Annotated in this window: 19 protein-coding genes; 14 read left to right on the top strand and 5 right to left on the bottom strand. The window is 65.2% G+C overall.

Annotation, left to right across the window (positions count from 1 at the left end; genetic code table 11):
• The first annotated feature begins 107 nt into the window (after positions 1–107).
• The 13 genes from FHY55_RS19015 to FHY55_RS18955 all read left to right on the top strand — a co-directional run bounded on the left by FHY55_RS19015 (position 108) and on the right by FHY55_RS18955 (position 12294).
• Positions 108–833: a FadR/GntR family transcriptional regulator gene (locus FHY55_RS19015; RefSeq protein WP_140015687.1), complete on the top strand. Its 726-nt coding sequence runs from the start codon at positions 108–110 to the stop codon at positions 831–833.
• Between the two features lie 3 nt (positions 834–836).
• A complete protein-coding gene (locus FHY55_RS19010; protein WP_140015686.1) occupies positions 837–1703 on the top strand; it encodes an SMP-30/gluconolactonase/LRE family protein in 867 nt (288 codons plus the stop codon).
• Positions 1700–2878, top strand: a complete 1179-nt coding sequence (locus FHY55_RS19005) for a mandelate racemase/muconate lactonizing enzyme family protein (RefSeq protein ID WP_140015685.1) — start codon at positions 1700–1702, stop codon at positions 2876–2878. Before FHY55_RS19010 ends, FHY55_RS19005 begins: the two co-directional genes overlap by 4 nt.
• Entirely contained in the window at positions 2878–3678 is an 801-nt protein-coding gene (locus FHY55_RS19000) for a S9 family peptidase (protein WP_140015684.1), read from the top strand. The genes FHY55_RS19005 and FHY55_RS19000 overlap by 1 nt, the downstream gene beginning before the upstream one ends.
• Entirely contained in the window at positions 3675–4472 is a 798-nt protein-coding gene (locus FHY55_RS18995) for an NAD(P)-dependent oxidoreductase (RefSeq protein WP_210410515.1), read from the top strand. The genes FHY55_RS19000 and FHY55_RS18995 overlap by 4 nt, the downstream gene beginning before the upstream one ends.
• Before the next feature lies 1 nt (position 4473).
• Positions 4474–5712 carry a 3-oxo-tetronate kinase gene (gene otnK / locus FHY55_RS18990; protein WP_140015683.1) on the top strand — a complete coding sequence of 413 codons (1239 nt, stop codon included), beginning with the start codon at positions 4474–4476 and terminating at the stop codon, positions 5710–5712.
• Positions 5709–6353, top strand: coding sequence for an aldolase (locus FHY55_RS18985; protein WP_140015682.1), 645 nt, complete (start codon positions 5709–5711; stop codon positions 6351–6353). The genes otnK and FHY55_RS18985 overlap by 4 nt, the downstream gene beginning before the upstream one ends.
• Positions 6350–7108 (top strand): hydroxypyruvate isomerase family protein, encoded by a 759-nt coding sequence (locus FHY55_RS18980; RefSeq protein ID WP_140015681.1) that lies wholly within the window; start codon positions 6350–6352, stop codon positions 7106–7108. The genes FHY55_RS18985 and FHY55_RS18980 overlap by 4 nt, the downstream gene beginning before the upstream one ends.
• Before the next feature lie 51 nt (positions 7109–7159).
• Positions 7160–7885 (top strand): transcriptional regulator NanR, encoded by a 726-nt coding sequence (nanR, locus tag FHY55_RS18975; RefSeq protein ID WP_168223061.1) that lies wholly within the window; start codon positions 7160–7162, stop codon positions 7883–7885.
• Entirely contained in the window at positions 7882–9126 is a 1245-nt protein-coding gene (locus FHY55_RS18970; protein WP_140015679.1) for a ribulose-bisphosphate carboxylase large subunit family protein, read from the top strand. The genes nanR and FHY55_RS18970 overlap by 4 nt, the downstream gene beginning before the upstream one ends.
• Complete coding sequence (locus FHY55_RS18965) at positions 9123–10436, top strand: four-carbon acid sugar kinase family protein (RefSeq protein ID WP_140015678.1); 1314 nt, start codon at positions 9123–9125, stop codon at positions 10434–10436. The genes FHY55_RS18970 and FHY55_RS18965 overlap by 4 nt, the downstream gene beginning before the upstream one ends.
• A 1-nt stretch (position 10437) precedes the next feature.
• Complete coding sequence (locus FHY55_RS18960; protein ID WP_140015677.1) at positions 10438–11280, top strand: phosphogluconate dehydrogenase C-terminal domain-containing protein; 843 nt, start codon at positions 10438–10440, stop codon at positions 11278–11280.
• A 75-nt stretch (positions 11281–11355) separates the two neighbouring features.
• The gene (locus tag FHY55_RS18955; RefSeq protein ID WP_140015676.1) at positions 11356–12294 is read left to right on the top strand and encodes a 2-hydroxyacid dehydrogenase; all 939 of its coding nucleotides are present in this window, start codon (positions 11356–11358) and stop codon (positions 12292–12294) included.
• Between the two features lie 180 nt (positions 12295–12474).
• Here the strand turns inward: FHY55_RS18955 and FHY55_RS18950 are convergent, their stop codons facing one another.
• Positions 12475–14487, bottom strand: coding sequence for an NADPH-dependent 2,4-dienoyl-CoA reductase (locus FHY55_RS18950; RefSeq protein WP_140015675.1), 2013 nt, complete (start codon positions 14485–14487; stop codon positions 12475–12477).
• Between the two features lie 196 nt (positions 14488–14683).
• Here FHY55_RS18950 and FHY55_RS18945 point away from each other — a divergent pair, with 196 nt between their 5' ends.
• The gene (locus tag FHY55_RS18945; protein WP_140015674.1) at positions 14684–15325 is read left to right on the top strand and encodes a hypothetical protein; all 642 of its coding nucleotides are present in this window, start codon (positions 14684–14686) and stop codon (positions 15323–15325) included.
• Between the two features lie 13 nt (positions 15326–15338).
• On the opposite strand, the gene FHY55_RS18940 is transcribed toward FHY55_RS18945, so the two are convergent.
• The 4 genes from FHY55_RS18940 to ilvD form a co-directional block, all read right to left on the bottom strand.
• Positions 15339–15743: a hypothetical protein gene (locus FHY55_RS18940; RefSeq protein ID WP_140015673.1), complete on the bottom strand. Its 405-nt coding sequence runs from the start codon at positions 15741–15743 to the stop codon at positions 15339–15341.
• A gap of 15 nt (positions 15744–15758) precedes the next feature.
• Positions 15759–16535: a DUF6478 family protein gene (locus tag FHY55_RS18935; RefSeq protein ID WP_254695369.1), complete on the bottom strand. Its 777-nt coding sequence runs from the start codon at positions 16533–16535 to the stop codon at positions 15759–15761.
• Between the two features lie 155 nt (positions 16536–16690).
• A complete protein-coding gene (locus FHY55_RS18930) occupies positions 16691–17362 on the bottom strand; it encodes a hypothetical protein (RefSeq protein WP_140015672.1) in 672 nt (223 codons plus the stop codon).
• Position 17363: 1 nt separating this feature from the next.
• Positions 17364–19127, bottom strand: a complete 1764-nt coding sequence (gene ilvD / locus FHY55_RS18925; protein WP_140015671.1) for a dihydroxy-acid dehydratase — start codon at positions 19125–19127, stop codon at positions 17364–17366.
• Between the last annotated feature and the right edge of the window lie 67 nt (positions 19128–19194).

Below are 19194 nucleotides of genomic sequence, written 5' to 3'. Positions count from 1 at the left end.
GAGTCTCAGCGTCGCAAGGTCAACATTCCGCGGCGCCACTTGTCAAACAAATTTTCAAATGTTGTAACTTGTCAGGTCGTGCTAAAGCTGCGGCGGGAGAATTGCATATGGATACTATGGCCAACGACGGCGCCGCCCGGGGCGAAACAGTGCGCGCAGGGCGGCTGGAGAGCGAGGTGTACGAGCGTTTGCTCGAACAGATTCGCAGCGGTCACTACACGCTGGGCGAAAAGCTGCCCGCCGAAAAAGACCTTTCGGCGGAGCATGGTGTGTCTCGCCCGGTGATCCGCTCAGCCCTTGCAAGATTGCGCGAAGATGGCCTGATCGTGTCGCGCCAGGGGGCCGGATCCTTTGTTAGCGGCGGCGGGCAGAGCGGGTCGGACGGATATGCGCCGCTTCAGAGCATCGACGACATCGCCTCCTACATCGAGTTTCGCAAAATGCTGGAGGTGGAGAGCGCCGGCTTGGCAGCGCTGAAGGCCGGGCCGGAAGAGGTGGTGGCCTTGGAAGCGATGCTGGTGAGCATGGAGAAAAGTGTGCGCGATAAGACGTCCACCATCGAGATGGATGCGCGATTCCATGTGCGAATCGCAGAATTGTCTGACAACCGCTTCCTACTTGATACCCTCCAGATGCTCCGCTCGCACATGTTCTTCATCGGAAAGTTCGTCCGCAGCCTCGGTGTTACGGGGTATCGGCAGGGCAAGATCTCGATGGTCAGCGAGCACCGGCGCATCTTTGACGGGATCGCGGCAGGTGATCCGGAGGCCGCGCGAAAAGCGATGGCAGAGCATATCGAGGCGTCCGAGCGGCGCGTCTTCAAGGGGGAGTGAGGCATGGCAGTTTCGGTGGAGGTGGCTGTGCCTGCGCGCGCGCAGCTGGGCGAGGGGCCGGTTTGGGATGTGAGCGACCAGGCGCTTTGGTGGGCCGATATCTCTGGCGGCAAGATCCATTGCACGCGTGAAGACGGCAGCGATGAGGTGTTCGACTTTGGCGAGCCGGTGGGCTGCATCGCACGGCGCGAGGCTGGTGGGCTGATCGTGGCGGCCAAGTCAGGTTTTTATCAGTTTAAGCCGGAAACCTTAACGCGCACTTTCCTCACGGACCCGGAGGCCCACATGCCGGGCAACCGCTTCAATGATGGCGGCACCGATATGCAGGGCCGGTTTTGGGCCGGGACGATGAAGGACGGTGGTGACCCCGAAGAGATCGGGCAGTTCTATCGTTTGGATCCAAACGGCTCGGTGACCCAGCATTTCGACAAGGTCTACACCACCAATGGCCTCGCTTTCAGCCCGGATGGCACCACGCTTTATTATTCTGACAGCAACGCCAAGGTGCGCACCATCTGGGCTTGCGACTATGACACCGAAACCGGAACCCCCTCTAACCGCAGGGTTTTCTTTGATACCCGCGAGGTAGCGGGGCGGCCCGATGGCGGGACGGTGGATGCCGATGGCTGCTACTGGATGGCCGGGATCAGCGGCTGGCAGTTGGTGCGGATCACGCCGCAGGGCAAGGTTGACCGGATCATCGACATGCCGGTGGAGCGCCCGACAAAGCCGATGTTTGGCGGGGCGAACCTTGATGTGCTCTATGTCACCTCGATTGGCTCTGACGCTCCGGACGCGCTGGATGGCAACCTGTTTGCCGTCACCGGCTTGGGCGTAACCGGGGTGCCGCAGGCGAGGTTTGCGGGATGAAGATCACCGGGCTTCGCAGTTTCATGAGCCGCGATGGCAACCGCCCCCGGGTGATTGTCGCCGTTGATACCGACGAGGGGATCACCGGCTGGGGCGAGTGTTACAACCACGGGCCGGATCGCGCCTTGCCGCCCTTGCTGGACTATCTCTACTTGCAGATCGAAGGCGAAGACCCGACGCGGATCGAGCGGCTGGTGCTGAAGCTGCTGCAACAAAGCCGCTTTCCGCCCGGTGCGCTGGGGCTGGCCGCGATTGCCGGGATCGACCACGCGCTTTGGGACATTTCGGCCAAGGCGCTGGGCGTGCCGGTTTACAAGCTGCTCGGCGGGCATGTGCGGGACCGGGTGCGAGTGTATCAGGGCGTTTATTCCGCGCCAGAGGCCGAGGCGGTGCGCGACCATGTGGTGGAACACTCGGAAAAATGGGGGTTTTCCGCCTTCAAGCTCTCGCCCTATCGCTGCGATATCCATGCCGAGCCGTGGCACAAGGTTGTGGCGGCGACGGAAGACTGGGTGGCCGAGCTCAGGGGACTTTGCCCGGATGCCGAGTTTGCCTTCGACGCCCATGCGCGCCTCTTCGAGCCGTACCAAGCCGTTGAGATGGGCAATGCGCTCGCCGCCTTCCGCCCGCTGTTTTACGAAGAGCCGATGCGGATGGAGAACATCGAGGCCTGGGGGGATCTGAAGCGCCAGCTGAAGGTGCCACTGGCGACCGGGGAGAGCCTTTACTCGCGATTTGAATTCAACCGTTTGCTCGCGGTGAAGGGGGCCGACATCATCCAGCCCGATATCTGCGCTGTTGGCGGGCTGCTGGAGATGCGCAAGATCGCGGCGATTGCCGAGGCGCATTATGTTAACGTGGCGCCGCACAACCCGATGGGGCCGCTGGCGACGGCGGTGAACGTGCACTTTTGCGCCGCGCAGCCCAACTTCAAAATCCTCGAGTACCGGCTGCCCGGCACCGTCGCCTACCTCAGCCGAGAGATGGGGCAGCCGGAAGACAAGGCGGCCTATGTCGCGGACCCTTACCTGCCGGTGGACGGCCATTTGGAGCTGCGGCCTGATCGGCCCGGCTGGGGGGTGGAGATCGACGAGGACTATCTGGCCTCCGACCGTTACATCCACTGGGAGCGCAAGCTGCCGGTGCGGCCTGACGGGTCTTACGGATACACCTGATGAGCTTCGAAGCGCTGGTGGGATGGACGGCGGCGGAGCCCTTGTCGAGCGGAGTTTTTCTTTGCCCTGAAGGGGATGGCCCGCATCCGGCGGTGCTATATTGCCACGCCCACGGCGGGGATTACGCGCTTGGTAAAGAAGAGGTTAACCGCGGCGCACGCTGGACCGATGGCCCGCCCGGCGCGGCGCTCTCGGCGGCGGGGTTTGCGGTGTATTGCGTCGACATGCCCGGCTTTGGCGCGCGGCAGGGCGAGGGAACCGAATCTGCGCTGGCCAAGGCGGAAGCTTGGCGGGGCGGCTCGCTGTTTGCCCGTATGCTGGCCGACCAACGCGGGGCTTTCGAGCATCTCGCCGCCGATCCGCGCGTGGACGGCACGCGCATTTACACTTGGGGCGTCTCCATGGGTGCGGCGCTGGCCATGTGGCTGGCCGCACTGGAGCGGCGCGTGGCGGGGCATGTGAACATCACCATGCTCGCCGATATTGCGCCGCTCATCGCCAGCGGCACGCATGATCGACACGGGCCTTACCTGACCGTGCCCGGCCTGCTGCGCGAGGGCGATCAGGGCGATGTGGCCGCGATGATCGCGCCGCGCCCGATGTTCGTCGCCCATGGCGAGCGGGATGGGCTGACACCAAAGGATGCCCGCGATGCTGCGCTGGCCAAGCTGCCGCGCGCGGGGCTCACGACCTTCCTCCAGCCCGAGGCGGGCCACGGAGAAACACCTGAAATGCGGGCGGCGGCTCTGGCCTTCCTCGCCCGCCACGCTCATAAAACCGACAGGGAGAGACAACCATGATGAACCGACTGCTGATTACAGGCGCCGCTGGCGGCCTTGGCTCGATTTGCCGCGACCGTCTGAAACATATGGCGAAAACCTTAAGGCTTTCTGACGTGGTCGAGATGCCACCGGCCGGCGAGAACGAAGAGGTCGTGGTGTGCGACCTTGGCGACAAGGCGGCGGTGGAAGAGCTGGTGAAGGATTGCGACGGGATCGTGCACCTTGGCGGGCGCTCGATTGAAGACACGTGGGAGGTGATCTCGAACGCCAATATCGACGGGGTCTTCAACCTCTACGAGGCCTGCCGGAAGACAGGCTGCAATCGGGTGATCTTTGCCAGTTCCAACCACGCGGTGGGCTTCCACAAGCAGACAACCCGGCTCGATGCGAACGCGCAAACCAAGCCTGATGGGCTTTATGGCGTGAGCAAGGTGTTCGGCGAGGCGATGGCGAGCATGTATTTCAACAAGTTCGGGATCGAAACCGCCAGCGTGCGGATCGGCTCGTGCTTCCCCGAGCCGAAGAACCGCCGGATGCTGGCAAGCTGGATGAGCTACGATGACTTCGTTCGGCTGATCGAATGCGTCTTCCGCGTGCCCAAGCTGGGCTGCCCGATCATTTATGGTGCATCCAACAACGCGACCGGCTGGTGGGACAATCGCGAGGTCGGTTATCTCGGCTGGGAGCCGCAGGACCGCTCGGAGGAGTATCGGGCCGTGGTGGAGCAGATGGAGGAGATGCCTGCCATCGACGCGCCGCAGGTGGTGTATCAGGGCGGGGCCTTCACGGCGGACGGGATTCACGAGGAATAGCATGGCGATATTCGGGGCGATTGCAGACGATTTCACCGGTGCGACCGATCTGGCCGGCTTGCTGGCGCGGAGCGGGGCGAAGGTTTCGCTGCGGATCGGAGTGCCGGAGGAGGGCGAGAGCGATGCGCCCTTCGAGGTGATCGCCCTGAAGATCCGCACTGAACCGGTGGCCGATGCCGTGGCCGAGGCGCTGGCGGCGCTCGAATGGCTGAAGGGCACCGGGGCGGAGCGGTTTTTCTGGAAGTATTGCAGCACCTTCGACTCGACGGAAGAAGGCAACATCGGGCCGGTGGCCGAGGCGCTGATGGCGGCGCTCGGAGCGCGGCAGACAGTTTACTGCCCGGCCTTTCCGGAAAACGGGCGCTCGGTTTTCATGGGCAACCTCTTCGTCGGGCAGCAGCCCTTGGCGGAAAGTCCGATGAAGGACCATCCGCTGACGCCCATGTGTGACAGCAACCTGATGCGCCTTCTGGCGCCGCAGGTGAAGGGTGAGGTTGGGCTGGTGGACAGGCTCACCGTGGCGCGCGGGGCGGAGGCCTTGGCGGCGGCGCTGGCAGAGGCTCCGGCGCATGTTGTGGTGGATGCGGTGGCGGATGCCGACTTGCAGGTGATTGCCCGCGCGGGCCGCGAAATGGCATTGATGACGGGTGGCTCGGCGCTGGCCATGCCGCTTCCGGCGCTCTACCGCGAGGCGGGCTTGCTGGATGATAGCGCCCGCGAGGCCACGGCGCCGCAGGTGGGACCAGGGGCGGTGGTGCTCTCGGGCAGTTGCTCGGCGATGACGCGGGCACAGGTGGCGGCCTATGGCGGACCGGCGTTCAAGCTCGACCCGCTGGTGCTGGCGGCGGAGGGCCACGGCGCGGCGTCAAACTGGCTGGCCCGGCAGGACGTGGGCAAGGCGCCGATCATCTATGCCACGGCAGAGCCTGACGCGGTGCGCCGGGCGCAGGGGGAGCTGGGCACAGCGCGGGCCGGGGAAGTGGTTGAGGCCGCGCTCGCGGCATTGGCGGTGCAGGCGCGGGGCCAAGGCGCGCGGCGGATCGTGGTGGCGGGGGGGGAAACCTCTGGCGCGGTGACGAAGGCGCTCGGCGTCACGCGGCTCGATGTGGGGCGCGAGATTGCGCCGGGGGTGCCGTGGTGCGGCTGCGTTTCCGGCGGTGAGGAGATTGCGCTGGCTCTGAAGTCGGGCAACTTCGGGGCCGAGAGCTTCTTTTCCGACGCGCTGGGAATGTTGCCATGAGCGAGACGGCGCTGAGAGAGCAGATTTGCCTGCTGGCAAAATCGCTGTTTGACCGGGGGCTGACCCATGGTTCGACCGGCAATATCTCGGCGCGGACGGAGGACGGCGGGTTGCTGGTTTCGCCCACAGGCACCAGCTTTGGCCGGCTCGACCCGGCGCGGCTGGCGCGCTTCGACGGGGCGGGGCAGCATGTGGGTGGCGACAAGCCGACCAAGGAGATGCCTTTGCATACGGCCTTTTATGACACCCGCGGCACGGCGGGGGCGGTGGTGCATTTGCATTCGTGCCATTCGGTGGCGCTGTCGATGCTCGAGGCCGATGAGGATGACTTTCTGCCGCCGCTCACGCCCTATGGTGTTATGCAGCTGGGCCGGGTGAAGCTGCTGCCGTTTTTCCTGCCGGGCGATCCGGCGATGGGCGAGGCGGTGCGGGGGCTGGCGGGCAAGCGCAGCGCGGTGATGCTGGCCAACCACGGGCCGGTTGTGGCCGGCAAGGACGTGGAGGCGGCCTGCAACGCGGTGGAAGAGCTGGAAGCAACGGCGAAGCTGGCGCTGATGACGCGGGGCATGAACGCGCGTGGGCTGGATGAGGGCCAGGTTCAGGCGCTGGTCAAAAAATTCAACCTGGAGTGGGACGCATGAAGTTTTCGGCCAATCTCGGGTTTTTGTGGAGTGAACTGCCGCTGCCAGATGCGATCCGCGCCGCGAAGGCCGCCGGGTTTGATGCGGTGGAGTGCCATTGGCCCTATACGATCCCTGCCGGAGAGGTGGCTGATGCGCTGGCCGAAACCGGGCTTGAGATGCTCGGCCTGAATGTCTCGCGCGGCGATGCCTCAATTGGCGAAATGGGCTTTTCGGCGGTGCCGGGGCGTGAGGCCGAGGCGCGGGACGCGATTGATCAGGCGCTGAGCTATTCCGAGGCGACGGGCACCGGAGCGGTGCATGTGATGGCCGGGTTCGACGGCGATCACGGCACCTTTGTTGAGGCGCTAGGCTATGCTTGCGAGGGCGCGGCGAAGCTGGGCAAGACCGTGCTGATCGAGCCGATCAACCACTACGATGCGCCGGGATATTTCCTCTCTACCACCGTGCAGGCAGAGGCGATTCTGGCCGAGGTGGGGGCTGAGAACCTGAAGATCATGTTCGATTGCTACCATGTACAACTCATGGAGGGCGACCTTAGCCACCGGCTTGAGCGGCTCTTGCCGATGATCGGGCACATCCAGATTGCTGCTGTGCCAGACAGGGGCGCTCCGGATCATGGGGAAGTGAATTTCGACCATATTTACAAGCACCTGAAGGCGCTGGGCTGGTCTGCACCACTGGGGGCGGAATACAAGCCGGGCGGGCCGACAGAGCCGACATTGGGCTGGTTAAGAGCGGCGCAAGAGGTTTGACTTAGACGGTGGTCTTGTCTGTGGCGGGCGCTTGCGCTACCAACTGGTATGATGAGTTTACCAGATCACGATAGATCCGCCGGTATCAAACCGCGCAAGCTGGCCGACGAGGTGCAGGAGCGGCTGCTTCGGCTCATTCGCGCGGAGGGCCTTGGCCCCGGCGATGCGCTGCCCTCGGAGCGCGAGCTGATGACGCGCTACGAGATTGGCCGCCCGGCGATCCGCGAGGCGATGCAGGCGTTGCAGCACCGCGGCATCATCGAAATCCGCCACGGCGGGCGCCCGCGTGTGGCAGAGCCTTCGCTTGACGGGCTGATCGGCCAGCTCGGCACCGGTGTTCAGCACCTGCTGGCCCATACCTCCTCGATGGACCACCTCAAGGAGGCCCGCGCCGCGCTGGAGGCCGAGATGGCCCGCATTGCCGCCCGCCGCCGCAACGAGGCAGACATCGGCGCGCTGGAGGCCCTGCTCGCGGCGCAGGAATTTGCCACGGAGGAGCCCGAGCGCTTCCTCGAAATCGACGGCAAGTTTCATCGTCGTATCGCCGCCATTTCTGCCAACCCGATCTTCGAGACCCTCGCCGCCGGGATCTTTGACTGGATGCGCGACTTCCACGTGGAAGGGGTGCGCAAGGTGGGGCTTGAGGCGCTGACGGTGACAGAGCACCGCGCGATCCTCGACGCGATCATCGCCGCCGATCCGGAAGCCGCTGCCCAAGCGATGCGCGACCATCTGGAGCGGGCAAACGCACTTTATCATCAGGATCACTTCCAATGAGTGAACGCATCGAAGCCGACTATCTGATCGAAACCCCGGTCGAGCCGGAAAAGGCCGCTGCCGCAATGGCGGGCGAGCAATCTTCTGGCACCTTCGTGGCTGTTCCGGGCGAGACACCGGAGCTGCGCGAGCGTTCGGCGGCGCGGGTGGAGGCGCTGGAGATTGTTGGCGAGGTAGGTGAGCCATCGCTGGGCGGCGGGCTGACAGGAGAGCGCTACACGCGGGCGAAGGTGACGCTCTCGTGGCCGCTTGCAACACTGGGGCCGGACCTGCCGAACCTTGTGGCGACGGTGGCGGGCAATCTCTTTGAGTTGCGTCAGTTCTCGGGGCTGAGGCTGTGCGACATTCGCCTGCCGCGCGCCTTTGGTGACGCCTACCCGGGGCCGAAGTTCGGGATCGCGGGCACGCGGGCGATGGCGGGGGTAGAAAACGGGCCGCTGATTGGCACCATCGTCAAGCCCTCGGTAGGGCTGACGGCGGAAGACACCGCCGCGCTGGCAGGGGATCTGGCGGCGGCGGGGATCGACTTTATCAAAGATGACGAGCTGCAGGCGGACGGGCCGAACTGCCCGTTCGACGACCGCGCCCGCGCGGTGATGGGCGTGTTGAACGAGCATGCCGAGCGCACCGGCAAGCGGGTGATGTATGCCTTCAACCTCACCGGCGAGGTGGATGATATGCGCCGCCGCCATGACCTGCTTATCGAGTTGGGCGCCAGTTGCGCGATGGTGAGCCTCAACTCGGTTGGCCTCTCCGGCTTGCTGGCGCTCACCCGCCATTCTGACCTGCCGATCCATGCTCATCGCAACGGCTGGGGTTACCTGAGCCGGGCGGAGATGCTGGGCTGGGATTATCCGGCTTGGAGCAAGCTGTGGCGGCTGGCCGGCGCGGACCACATGCATGTGAACGGGCTGCGCAACAAGTTCTCGGAAGGCGATGACAGCGTGGTGGCTTCGGCCCTATCGGTTGGCACACCGCTTTGGGAAGACAAGCCCTGCGTGGCGATGCCGGTGTTCTCCTCGGGGCAGACGGCGGTGCAGGCGGCGGAGACCTATGCGCGGGTCGGCCATGCCGATTGCATCCATGCGGCGGGCGGCGGGATCATGGCGCATCCGGGCGGCCCGGCGGAAGGGGTGGCCTCGCTGCGGCAAGCCTGGGAGGCGGCTGTTGCTGGCGTTCCGGCGGCGGAGTATGCGGCCACGCGGCCCGCGTTGGCGGGCGCGTTGGAGGCCTTCGGGTGAGCCTGCCGGGGGGCATTTTGATCGGCTGGGTGGGGGATGACTTCACCGGCTCGGCGGCCAGCATGGAGGTGCTGGAGTTTGCCGGGGTGCCCTCAGTGCTGTTTTTGGACGTGCCGAGTGAGGCGCAATTGGCGCGGTTTCCCGGCGTGCGGGCGGTGGGCGTGGCAACCACGGCGCGCTCGCATTCGCCTGCGTGGATGGAGCGGGAGTTGCCGGGGGTGTTCCGGTTTTTGACCGAAACGGGCGCGCGGGTGGTGCATTACAAGACCTGCTCCACGCTGGATTCCGCCCCCGAGGTGGGCTCGATCGGCAAGGCGATTGATTTGGGCGCAGAGGTGGTGCGGGGGCCGTTCATCCCTTGCCTTTTGGCCGCGCCGAAGATGCGGCGGTATCAGGCGTTCGGTCACTTGTTCGCAAGCGGGCCGGGGGGCGTTTTTCGGCTGGACCGGCACCCGGTGATGGCGCGCCATCCGGTGACGCCGATGGATGAGAGCGATGTGGCGGAGCATCTGGGCAAGCAGACGGCGAAGAGCTTTGGCTTGGTTTCGCTGGAGGATCTGGAGGCCACGCCGGAGGCTGAGGTGTGGTCGTTCGATGCGATGACGGATGCGCATATGGGCGTGGTCGGGCGGCGGATGTGGGATGCCTCGCCAGCGCTCGCCGTGGGCTCGCAGGGGGTGGAATACGCGCTGGTGGAGCACTGGCGCGCGCAGGGGTGGATTGGCGCAGAAGACCGGGTTGAGAGCGCGGGACCGGTGGAGCGGATGCTGGCGGTGTCGGGCTCGGTTTCGCCCGTCACGGCGGCGCAGATCGCCTGGGCTGAGGCGCATGGATTTGAGGGGATCGAGCTGGATGCGGCGGCGGCTGTACGGGGCGAGGAAGCCGGCGTTTACGAGGCGGCGATTGCGGCGCTCAACGCGGGGCGCGACCCGTTGATCTACACGGCGAAGGGGCCGGATGACCCGGCGGTGGCGCGGCTGCGGGCGGCTGTGCCTGCTGGCGGGATGGAAGAGGCCAATGCGCGGATCGGGGCGGCTTTGGGTAAGGTTCTGGCGCGCCTGTTGCGGCAGACCGGGCTGAAGCGTGCGGTGATTTCGGGCGGCGATACAAGCGGCCATGCGAGCCGGGAGTTGGGGCTGTTTGCCTTTACTGCACTGGCCCCGACGATCCCCGGTGCTGCGCTGCTGCAGGCGCATTCGGAGGATGAGGATTTGGCCGGGCTGCAACTGGCGCTGAAGGGCGGGCAGATGGGCTCGGACGATTATTTTGGATGGATCAAACGCGGCGGTGGTGCCGCAGGAGGAGAATGAAATGACGAAGGTTGCTTTGCTCGGTGCGGGCGGAAAGATGGGTGTGCGGCTGGCGCAGAACCTGAAGCCGACACGGTTTGAGATTGACCATATCGAGGTGTCCGAGGCGGGCCGCAAGCGGCTGCTTGACGAGGTAGGCGTTGAGGCGGTGACCGATGGGGACAACGCGATTTCTGATGCCGATGTGGTGCTGATGGCGGTGCCGGACCGGCTCATCGGCAAGATCGCGCATGGGTTTGTCGACAAGCTGAAGCCCGGTGCGGCGGTGATCGTGCTGGATGCGGCGGCGCCCTATGCGGGCGAGATGCCGGAGCGGGAGGATGTGACCTATTTCTGCAGCCATCCGTGCCACCCGCATATCCTTGAAGTGCAGGCGACGGAGGCGGCGCAGAAGGACTACTTCGGCGGGATCGACGCGCCGCAGGGGATTGTTTGCGCGCTGATTCAGGGGCCGGAGGAGCATTATGAGCTGTGCGAGGAGATCGCCAAGATCATCTATGCGCCGGTTGCGCGGTGCCATCGTTGCACGCTGGAAAACATCGCGGTGCTGGAGCCTGCGCTGAGCGAAACCGTGGCGGCGACGATGTGCATGGCGCTGCGGGAGGCCACCGACAAGGCGGTGTCCATGGGGGTGCCGGAGGCGGCGGCGCATGACTTTGTGTTGGGGCACTTGAAGATCGAGCTGGCGATTGCCTTTGGGATTTTTCCGGAAGGGAAGTTTAGCGACGGCGCTCTGATGGCGATTGATCAGGCCAAGAGCGTGATTTTCAAGGAGGACTGGGTGGAGCAGGTCTTTTCACTGGAGGCAGTGAAGAAGTCTGTTCAGGACATCTGCGCGGGGTGATCCGAGGTTGACTCTCCGGCGGGGCGCTGCGAGGAAATGGTATACCATTTATGCGCCGCCGGGGAGGAAAAGGCTATGAGCAAGGTGATCGCAATCGGGAATTACAGCGAGTCTGATCTGGCCCGAATGAAAGAGACGTTCGACCCGGTTTTCGTGGCCGAAACGACCGACCTTGGCAGCCTCGATGAGGCCACCCGGGCCGGGATCGTGGCGGCCGGGTTCAAGGGGCACAAGCCGTTTGGGCCCGAGGCGATGGACCTGCTGCCGAACCTCGGTGTCATCGCCAACTTCGGAGTTGGTTACGACAGTATTAACGTAGCGGCCGCTTCGGAGCGCGATATCCGTGTGACCAACACGCCCGATGTGCTCAACGATGACGTGGCAGACCTTGCCGTGGCGATGCTGTTGATGTGCGGGCGCGAGATGGAGCATGCGAGCAAGTGGGCGCGCTCCGGATCATGGGCCGCAAAGGGTGAATATCGGCTGAACCGCAAGGTCAGCGGTGGCACGGCGGGCATTTTGGGCCTTGGGCGGATCGGGCGCGATATTGCCGACCGGCTGGCGGCTTTCAAGATGGATCTGCACTACTGGAGCCGCTCCGAAAAGGAGACGCCCGGCTGGACCTATCACGACAGCCCGACCGCGCTTGCGGCGGCGGTGGACTACCTCATCGTGGCGACGGTGGGCGGCAAGGCGACGGAAAATATCGTTTCGGCAGAGGTGCTTGAGGCCCTCGGGCCGCGGGGCATCCTTATCAACATCTCGCGCGGGTCGACGGTGGATGAGGAGGCGCTTTTTGCGGCTCTGGAATCTGGCGGGATCTATGGGGCGGGGCTGGATGTGTTTGTGAACGAGCCGAAGATCGACCCCCGGTTTTATGACTTCCCGAACGTGGTGATCCAGCCGCACCAGGGCTCCGGCACGGTGGAAACACGGGCGGCGATGGCGCAGCTTCAGCGCGACAATATCAGCGCTTTTCTGGCCGGAAACGACCTGCTGACGCCGGTGAACTGACCGGAAAACGGGCTTTGCAAAAATGCCGGTGCGGCGCCGAGGGAGGCGCCGTTAACCCGGCAATTGCATGGGCAACATCCTATGCACATCCTATGCACAACCCATACCTATGAGATGGCGCAAAGCCCGGTGCGTTAACGCGGCGGGCGCTGTGCCTGCCTCCGCCCCCGCCTCATCCGATCAAAGAGCGGTGGCCAGCCGTGTGCCCTGATTGATGGCGCGCTTGGCATCAAGCTCGGCGGCCACGTCGGCCCCGCCGATGACATGGATGGGTTTGCCCGATGCTTCGAGCTCCTCCAGCAGATCACGGCGGCTCACCTGCCCGGCGCAAAGCACGATGGTATCGGCCTCGATCAGCTTGTGTTCGCCGTTCTGGGTGACGTGGAGGCCTTCGGGGGTGATCTGCTCGTAGCTGATGCCGCCGAGCATCTTCACCTTGGCCATTTTCAGCGCGGCGCGGTGAATCCAGCCGGTGGTTTTGCCCAGCCGCTTGCCGGGGCGTTCGTCTTTGCGTTGGAGCAGGGTGATTTCACGCGCCGGGGCGAGGGGCTGGGGGCCTTCGGGGGCGAGGCCGCCGCGGTGGGTGGCCGGGTCTGCCACGCCCCACATTTCCATCCATTCCGGTAGGTGCTCGGTGGGGCTGTCGCCGGGGTGGGCGAGATAGTCGGCCACGTCGAAGCCGATGCCGCCGGCGCCGATGATCGCGACGCGCTTGCCCACGGGGGCCTTGCCGCGCAGCACGTCGATGTAGGAGAGCACATTGGGGCCGTCTTGCCCGGGGATCTGCGGATCGCGGGGGGAGACACCGGTGGCGATGATGACCTCGTCGAAGGGGGCGAGGGCCTCTGGCGTGGCCTCGGTGTTGAGGTGCAGGGTGATGCCCGAGCGCTCGACCATGGTTTGATACCAGTCGACCAGCCCGTGAAACTCTTCCTTGCCGGGGATCACGCGGGCCATGTTGAGCTGGCCGCCGATCTGGTTTGCGGCGTCAAACAGGGTGACCTTGTGGCCGCGTTCGTCTGCCGTGAGGGCGGCGGCGAGGCCGGCGGGGCCTGCGCCGACCACGGCGATGCTCTTGGGCGTGTCGGTGGGGGTGATCTGAAGCTCGGTCTCGTGGCAGGCGCGCGGGTTGACGAGGCAGGTGGTCATCTTGCCCGAAAAGGTGTGATCGAGGCAGGCCTGATTGCAGGCGATACAGGGGGCGATGGTATCGGCCTCGCCTGCGGCGGCCTTCTGCACGAAGTCAGCGTCTGCAAGGAAGGGGCGGGCCATGGAGACCATATCGGCGCAGCCCTCGGCCAGCACCGCCTCGCCAACTTCAGGCGTGTTGATGCGGTTGGAGGTGATGACCGGGATGCCCACGTGGCCCATCAGCTTTTGCGTGACCCATGCGAAGGCGCGGCGGGGGACGGAGGTTGCGATGGTGGGGATGCGGGCCTCGTGCCAGCCGATGCCGGTGTTGAAGATCGAAGCGCCGGCCTTCTCGATTTCCTGCGCGAGCTGGATGACCTCTTCGGTGGTGGAGCCATTGGGCACGAGGTCGATCATTGAGAGGCGGTAGATGACGATGAAGTCGGGGCCGACGGCCTCGCGGACGCGTTTGACGACCTCGATGGGCAGGCGAATGCGGTTTTCGTAGGAGCCGCCCCATCGATCTTCGCGCTTGTTGGTGTGCTTCACGATGAACTGGTTGAGGAAATAGCCCTCGGAGCCCATCACCTCGACGCCATCATAGCCTGCCTCGCGGGCGCGGGCGGCGGCGGTGGCGATATCGGCGATCTGCTTTTCGATGCCCTCTTCATCCAGCTCTTTGGGGGGGAAGGGGGAGATGGGGGATTTGATCGGGGAGGGGGCGACGCAATCGGGGCCGTAGGCGTAGCGCCCGGCGTGGAGTATCTGCATGGCGATGCGCCCACCGTTGGCGTGCACCGCATCGGTGACGGAGCGGTGGTTGGCGATGTCTTGGGGTGTGTAGAGGCCCGCCGCGCCGGGAAACACCCCGCCCTCGCGGTTGGGGGCCATGCCACCGGTAACGATCAACCCGGCGGAGGCGCGGGCGGCGTAGAAGGCGGCGACGCGGGCCCAATCGCCGGTTTCTTCCAGCCCGGTGTGCATGGAGCCCATCAGCACGCGGTTGGGCAGGGTCACGTGGCCAAGCTCCAGCGGCTTGAGCAGGTGGGGGTAGCTAGTCATCTTTGGCGTCCTCCTGCGCCGGAGAGTGCCGTGGCGGAATGGGGATGTCACGTGCCGACGCTGCGTTACCGGTGCGATCATTGCGGGGCCGCCTTGGCCAAGTTGACAGCCAGGGGCTGTGCGATGACTTTGGGTAATTATTGAACCCGAAGTCATTCAGCGCCCTGCGGCGCGAAACCACCAGTGAGGCAGACCCTTGGCTGAAAGTGCGATCATTTTTTACCTGCACGGGCATGATGTGCCCGGGGCCGGTGTAACCTTCTCTATCGACAAAGACCCGCCGGCTGGCTGGAGCGTGCTGCATTGGACGATTGAGAAGAGCATGACGGCCAAGGAGCTGGCCGAGAAGATCGTCGCGCATTGTACCAAGGAAGGCGCGAAGATTGGCGGGATTGTCATCAACTCCCACGGGGCTCCGGCGGAGATCAAGCTGGGCAAGAAGATCTCGTTCAGCACGGTGGATGACCTCGCGCCATTGAAGGGCAACTTTGCCAAGCGGCACAACGGGATAGATGCGCATTGCTGCAACGTGGCGGCGGCCGGGATAAAACTTGACGTGCGCGAGGTGGAGAGCACTTACGGCACAACGGCGGCGTTGGGGTATTCGCTGTTCAACGACACGGGGATCGAGAAGAAGGGGGTTGGCCACCAGTTCATGGTCAAGATGGCGAAGGCGACCGGGGTGCATGTAAATGCGCCCTATCAAATTCAGATGGCGGCGATCGAGGTGGGGGGCTTCGTGGTCAAACGCCCGACGGGGCATTTTGCCGGAAGATGGGTGCGGGCGTGGCCTGACGGGGTGAGCAAGTCATTCAGCGAGCACATCAAGCCGCGGTAAGTGAGCGCGCGCGTTAGCGGCCAAGCACTTCGAGGCAGTGGCGGCGGAAGGCCTTTTTCAGCATGTCGAGCTCGGCGCGCAGCAGGTCGACCTCGGCGCGGATGTCATCTTCCAGCGGCTGGCCGGTGACGATGGTGAAATGCTCAAGGGTGGCGCCGGTGCGGGCATCGCGGATGGTGAAGGTTTGCACCCCTTCAGAGAGCAGCTCGGCGGGGATGGGCACGCGGAGTTGCCAGAGGTTCTGCATTTCGCCATCGGCCTTCAGCTCCACACCGGGCAGCGCTGTATCGAGGTGCAGCACCTCGATTTGCGGCTGAACGGTGCCGGTGGCCTCGGCCATCAGCATCCCTTCCCACACGCCAGCGTGGATGCGGGTTTTGGTCAGGGTGAGCTGGCTGCTTGTGGCTGTATCGGGCATCGGCCTGCGTCCTCGTCAGATTTCGGCACGTGGTCTGCGCGTGAGCGTGACATCGCGCAGCATGATCTGGTTCATCTGCGGGCCTTCGAAGATCAGGTCGATCCAGGCTTTCTCTACCCGCTTTTCGTTGAGATCCGAATAGGCAAGGTCGAACTCGGCCACCTGCGGGCCATCGGTGCCCATTGGCAGCTCGCGCACCACCTGCTCGGTGTTGGGGCCGTGCTTGATGTTGAGGCGGGCGAAGATTTCTAGCGGTTTCTCGGCCTCAACCTGCACGTCCAGCGACATGATGTGCTTGCGCTTCAGCCCGTCGACCGCGCCGTGCGGCAGCTCGATGACGAGGCTGAGGAAGGAGCCGTCGAAGCGGAACACATCCATCCGCAGGCCGAAGGGGGCGAGGTCTTCGCCCGAGGTGTTGCGGATTTGGCGGAGGGTCAGCTCGCTGACGGCGCAATCGTGGTGCAGCGTGGTTTCGCCGCCGAGCATGGTGCGGGTTTCGGCCGCCGCGACGCCGGGGGGCGAGATGGGGCCGCGCCAGATTTCGGGGCGCCATGCCCATTCGGTGCCCAGCGGCTTGCGGATTGCGTTGCTGTCGATCAGCGGCAGGGTGAGCCGGCTCTCGGCCTCGTGCATCACCCGATCAAGCTGGCGGCGGAGTTGCCGGGCTCGGGTGCGCAGCCCGCGCAGATGCGCCAGATCGACGGAGGCCGCGGCATCGGCAGCACGCCCCCACCGGCGCAGGGCGCGGCGGTGTGCGACACGGTCGATCAGGCTGTCCATCGGTTTGGCCATGCTCTCGGGCGCCTTGCTTGCTCGTTGTGCCGTGCGGCGGTTCGTCCGGGGCGTGCGAATACTCTACGCCGGTATGATACTGACGGGAAAGTGTTTCAATACTGCAAATCCCGGCTGCGGCGCGGATGTCGCACCCTTGCCTGCGCAGGCGGCGCTCAACCTGCGGTTTCGGCGCGAATTCGCGCAACGAACTCCTGCAACAAGCCGAGGCCTGCCTGTTTGCCGACCGGGTCGTCCTTCAGCGAGTGCAGCACCACCGAAACCAGACGCCCGTTGACCGTGAAGAACCCGCGCCAGCGCGCGGTGCCAAGCTCTGGGCTGGGCGGGGCGGCGCTGTCGACGAGGGCGACCATGAAGAGGCCGGGGCGCTCGACGGTTTCGGTGATGACCACGCTGGAAGCCTCGCCTGCGTAAGACAGCGCGGCGCGGCCCGAAGCGGAGCGGAAATAGGCGGCGAGCTGGCCCGGGTTCACCGGATCCGCGCCGGAGCCGCGTTTGCCGATGGTTGCCGTCAGCAGCCCCATCCGCCCCGGCGCGGGGTGCTCGGGTGATTGGCTGATGGCCGAGCAGGCCGCAAGCAGCACGAAGCCGCCTTTGCGCGCCCTTGTATCAACGCAATAGCCCTCGGGCGCGGCCACCGTGACGCCCGTCACCGTGAGGCGGGTGGGCGGCTTGGGCGGGATCGAGCTGGCCGGAGCCGCGCCGCCCGCCCCCGCCGCACCGGCTGTATCGGCCGATCCGGCGAGAAAGCCGGGCAGTTCGGTGCCTTCGCATCCGGCAAGGGTTGCCAGCGCGATGAGCGCCGCAAAGAGCCGCCCAAGCCGCATGTTACTGGTCCATGTAGACGTGGGTTTCGACCTTCGCGCCCGGATGGGTCACCGCGCCATATTTGGCCGAGCCGACGAGTTGGGCGTATTTCCAGAGCGAGCCGGAGGCATAGTCGGTTTTGCGGGGGCCGGGCCATGCGGCCTTGCGCTCGGCCAGCACCTCGTCGGAGAGGTCGACCGAAAGCTCGCCGTTGACCGCGTCGATGGTGATGACATCGCCGTTCTGCAGAAGCGCGATCGGCCCGCCGTGGGCGGACTCGGGGCCAACGTGGCCGACGCAGAAGCCGCGCGTTGCACCGGAGAAGCGGCCATCGGTGATGAGCGCGACCTTCTTGCCCATGCCCTGCCCGGAAAGTGCGGCGGTGGTGGCCAGCATTTCGCGCATGCCGGGGCCGCCTGCGGGGCCTTCGTTGCGGATGACGATGACTTCGCCCTCTTCATAGGCGCGGGCCTTCACGGCGGCGAAGGCCTCTTCCTCGTTCTCGAACACGCGGGCCGGGCCGACGAAACGCTGGTGCTGCGAGGGGATGCCCGCGACCTTCACGATGGCGCCATCGGGGGCGAGGTTGCCCTTGAGGCCAACAACGCCGCCGGTCTTGGTCAGCGGGGTTTCGATGGGGTAGATCACCTTGCCGTCGGCCTCGCGGGAGATCTGGTCAAGCTCTTCACCGATGGAGTTGCCGGTGGCTGTCATGCAGTCTTCATGGATGAGGCCCGCCTTGCGCAGCTCTTTCATCACCACCGGGATGCCGCCCGCGTCATAGAGATCCTTGGCGACATATTGGCCGCCGGGCTTGAGATCGACGAAGTAGGGGGTGTCTTTGAAGATGTCGCAGACGTCTTCGAGGAAAAAGTCGATGCCGGCCTCGTGGGCGATGGCCGGGAGGTGCAGGCCAGCGTTGGTGGAGCCGCCGGTGCAGGCGACGACGCGGGCGGCGTTTTCGAGGCTTTCGCGGGTTACGACATCACGGGCGCGGATGTTCTTTTCGATCAGGTTCATCACCGCGCGGCCGGAGGCCTCGGAATACTGATCGCGGCTTTCGTAGGGCGCGGGCATGCCCGAGCTGTTCATCAGCGCGAGGCCGATGGCCTCCGACACACAGGCCATGGTGTTGGCGGTGAACTGGCCGCCGCAAGCGCCGGCGGAGGGGCAGGCCACGCGCTCGAGCATATCCAGCGCGGCGTCGGACATTTCGTGGTTCTGGTGGCGGCCCACGGCCTCGAACATATCCTGCACCGTCAGGTCACGGGTGCGGAAATCTTCGGGGATCTCGTTGTTTTGGGGCGCTTTGCCCGGAAGGATCGAGCCGCCGTAGATGAAGACGGAGGGCGTGTTGAGGCGGACCATCGCCATCATCATGCCGGGCAGGGATTTGTCGCAGCCCGCGAGGCCAACGATGGCATCGTAGCAGTGGCCACGCATGGTGAGCTCTACGGTATCGGCGATGGCCTCACGGGACGCCAGCGAGGCGCGCATGCCCTCGTGGCCCATGGCGATGCCATCCGTCACGGTGATGGTGGTGAACTCGCGCGGCGTGCCTGCTGCGGCCTTCACCCCGAGCTTCACGGCCTGGGCCTGACGGTTGAGCGAGATGTTGCAGGGCGCGGCCTCGTTCCAGCAGGTGGCGACGCCGACGAGGGGGCGGTGAATTTCATCCTCGGAGAGGCCCATGGCGTAGAGGTAGGAGCGGTGCGGCGCGCGCTCCGGCCCTTCGGTCACGTGGCGGCTGGGCAATTTGGATTTGTCGGCCTGGCGTTTCAGCATGGTTTCTCTCCCGTTCTCAGTCGCCTGTCGGAATAAGCCCGGCGCGACGGAGGGGCAAGCCGGATTG

Origin of the sequence: Oceanicola sp. D3 (genome assembly GCF_006351965.1) — a bacterium.
Classification (GTDB): domain Bacteria; phylum Pseudomonadota; class Alphaproteobacteria; order Rhodobacterales; family Rhodobacteraceae; genus Vannielia.
This window is presented reverse-complemented; position numbering and strand designations above follow the sequence as displayed.

What these genes read in the sequence shown, in the direction of transcription:
- FHY55_RS19015 (WP_140015687.1), top strand. Translation starts at nt 108, where the DNA reads ATGGATACTATGGCCAACGACGGCGCCGCCCGGGGCGAAACAGTGCGC.
- FHY55_RS19010 (WP_140015686.1), top strand. Translation starts at nt 837, where the DNA reads ATGGCAGTTTCGGTGGAGGTGGCTGTGCCTGCGCGCGCGCAGCTGGGC.
- FHY55_RS19005 (WP_140015685.1), top strand. Translation starts at nt 1,700, where the DNA reads ATGAAGATCACCGGGCTTCGCAGTTTCATGAGCCGCGATGGCAACCGC.
- FHY55_RS19000 (WP_140015684.1), top strand. Translation starts at nt 2,878, where the DNA reads ATGAGCTTCGAAGCGCTGGTGGGATGGACGGCGGCGGAGCCCTTGTCG.
- FHY55_RS18995 (WP_210410515.1), top strand. Translation starts at nt 3,675, where the DNA reads ATGATGAACCGACTGCTGATTACAGGCGCCGCTGGCGGCCTTGGCTCG.
- otnK (WP_140015683.1), top strand. Translation starts at nt 4,474, where the DNA reads ATGGCGATATTCGGGGCGATTGCAGACGATTTCACCGGTGCGACCGAT.
- FHY55_RS18985 (WP_140015682.1), top strand. Translation starts at nt 5,709, where the DNA reads ATGAGCGAGACGGCGCTGAGAGAGCAGATTTGCCTGCTGGCAAAATCG.
- FHY55_RS18980 (WP_140015681.1), top strand. Translation starts at nt 6,350, where the DNA reads ATGAAGTTTTCGGCCAATCTCGGGTTTTTGTGGAGTGAACTGCCGCTG.
- nanR (WP_168223061.1), top strand. Translation starts at nt 7,160, where the DNA reads ATGAGTTTACCAGATCACGATAGATCCGCCGGTATCAAACCGCGCAAG.
- FHY55_RS18970 (WP_140015679.1), top strand. Translation starts at nt 7,882, where the DNA reads ATGAGTGAACGCATCGAAGCCGACTATCTGATCGAAACCCCGGTCGAG.
- FHY55_RS18960 (WP_140015677.1), top strand. Translation starts at nt 10,438, where the DNA reads ATGACGAAGGTTGCTTTGCTCGGTGCGGGCGGAAAGATGGGTGTGCGG.
- FHY55_RS18955 (WP_140015676.1), top strand. Translation starts at nt 11,356, where the DNA reads ATGAGCAAGGTGATCGCAATCGGGAATTACAGCGAGTCTGATCTGGCC.
- FHY55_RS18950 (WP_140015675.1), bottom strand. Translation starts at nt 14,487, where the DNA reads ATGACTAGCTACCCCCACCTGCTCAAGCCGCTGGAGCTTGGCCACGTG.
- FHY55_RS18940 (WP_140015673.1), bottom strand. Translation starts at nt 15,743, where the DNA reads ATGCCCGATACAGCCACAAGCAGCCAGCTCACCCTGACCAAAACCCGC.
- FHY55_RS18935 (WP_254695369.1), bottom strand. Translation starts at nt 16,535, where the DNA reads ATGGCCAAACCGATGGACAGCCTGATCGACCGTGTCGCACACCGCCGC.
- FHY55_RS18930 (WP_140015672.1), bottom strand. Translation starts at nt 17,362, where the DNA reads ATGCGGCTTGGGCGGCTCTTTGCGGCGCTCATCGCGCTGGCAACCCTT.
- ilvD (WP_140015671.1), bottom strand. Translation starts at nt 19,127, where the DNA reads ATGCTGAAACGCCAGGCCGACAAATCCAAATTGCCCAGCCGCCACGTG.